This window comes from Kitasatospora sp. NPDC001539 (assembly GCF_040298565.1).
Lineage (GTDB): Bacteria > Actinomycetota > Actinomycetes > Streptomycetales > Streptomycetaceae > Kitasatospora.
In genome coordinates this window covers 1-1,464 of record NZ_JBEPAK010000481.1, presented here as the reverse complement: position 1 = coordinate 1,464, position 1,464 = coordinate 1, and the positions used below count along the sequence as shown (strand labels likewise).

General features: G+C 74.0%; 1 protein-coding gene. It reads left to right on the top strand.

Translation table 11 applies throughout. The features are described from left to right. The first annotated feature begins 100 nt into the window (after positions 1-100). The gene (locus ABT247_RS33440) at positions 101-1,150 is read left to right on the top strand and encodes a family 2 encapsulin nanocompartment cargo protein polyprenyl transferase (RefSeq protein ID WP_350750366.1); all 1,050 of its coding nucleotides are present in this window, start codon (positions 101-103) and stop codon (positions 1,148-1,150) included. Positions 1,151-1,464: the final 314 nt, after the last annotated feature.

Sequence of the window (1,464 nt, the reverse complement as noted above, 5' to 3'; positions counted from 1 at the left end):
GCCGGGGATTTCCGCCCCGGCCGGGCGGCGCGCCGCGACGCGTGGGGCACAGCAGGTCATTCCACTCCACGACAGGCGTCCTCACAGGGGGAGAGAACACATGACGAGCTCCATGCTGGAGCGGGACCACAAGGAGGGCCACGAGGCGGCGGACATCCTCGCCCGTGCCCGCGGGCTGGTCGACCCGGTCCTGCGGACCGCCGTCGACTCGCTGCCCGGCATGATGCGCAAGGTCGCCGGCTACCACTTCGGCTGGTGGGAGGCGGACGGCACGCCCACCGAGGCCTCCCCCGGCAAGGCGATCCGCCCGGCGCTGGTCCTCGCGGCCACCCAGGCCCTCGGTGGCACCCCCGGCGCGGCCGTCGCCGCAGCCGCCTCGGTGGAGCTGGTGCACAACTTCACGCTGCTCCACGACGACGTCATCGACCGGGACGAGACCCGGCGCCACCGGCCCACCGCCTGGCGGGTGTTCGGCACCACCGAGGCCGTCCTGGCCGGCGACGCCATGCACTCCCTCGCGTTGAGCCTGCTCGCCCGGGACACCCACCCGGCCGCGCGTGGTTCGATCCGCCGGCTCGCCGACTGCGTGGTCGAGCTCTGTGAGGGCCAGCAGATCGACTGCGCCTTCGAGTCGCGCAACGACGTCTCGCTCGCCGAGTGCCTGGCGATGGCCGAGGCCAAGACCGGCGCGCTGCTCGGCGCCGCGTGTGCGATGGGTGCGCTGTACGGCGGCGGGTCGGAGGAGGCGGCGCAGGCGATGGACGGCTTCGGCCGCGAGATCGGCCTGGCCTTCCAGCTGATCGACGACCTGATCGGGATCTGGGGGGACCCAGCGGTCACCGGCAAGCCGGTCGGGGCGGACCTGGTCGCCCGCAAGAAGTCGCTGCCCGTGGTCAGGGCGCTGGGTTCCGGCACCCGCGAGGGGGCCCGGCTCGCTGAGCTGTACGCACTGGAACGGCCGCTCACGTCCGATGAGTTGGCGCAGTGCGCGGCCGCAGTCGAGGGGGCCGGCGGGCGCGGCTGGGCGCAGGGCGAGTCCTGCGAGCGGATGGCGGCGGCGATGGCCCAGCTCGCCGTGGCCGTACCGGAGCCGTCCGCAGCCGACGAGTTGCTGGCGCTCGCCGAGCTGGTGACCCGGCGCACCCATTGAGCGCTGCAGCTCGGTGCTGCGGCTCACTGCTGTGGCTCGGTGCCGCGGCATCTCCGAGCGGTTCGGCGCCCCCGAGCGGTGTGGCGGCCCCTGAGCGTTGCCGCCACGGCTGAGGGCTGCGACCCCCTCGAGCGCCGCGGCCGACTGCCGTTGGGCGCTGCTGCGTGGGCCGAGCGCAATGGCGCCCGCGGACGCCTGCGGACACCCGCGGACGGCCGCCCTGGCGGCGGGAGCCGTGTGTTCCCCGGTGTGCTTACCGCGGCGGATGTCATGTTTGCTCGTTGGACTGTTCGTGGGTTGCATCAGAGGTCTGC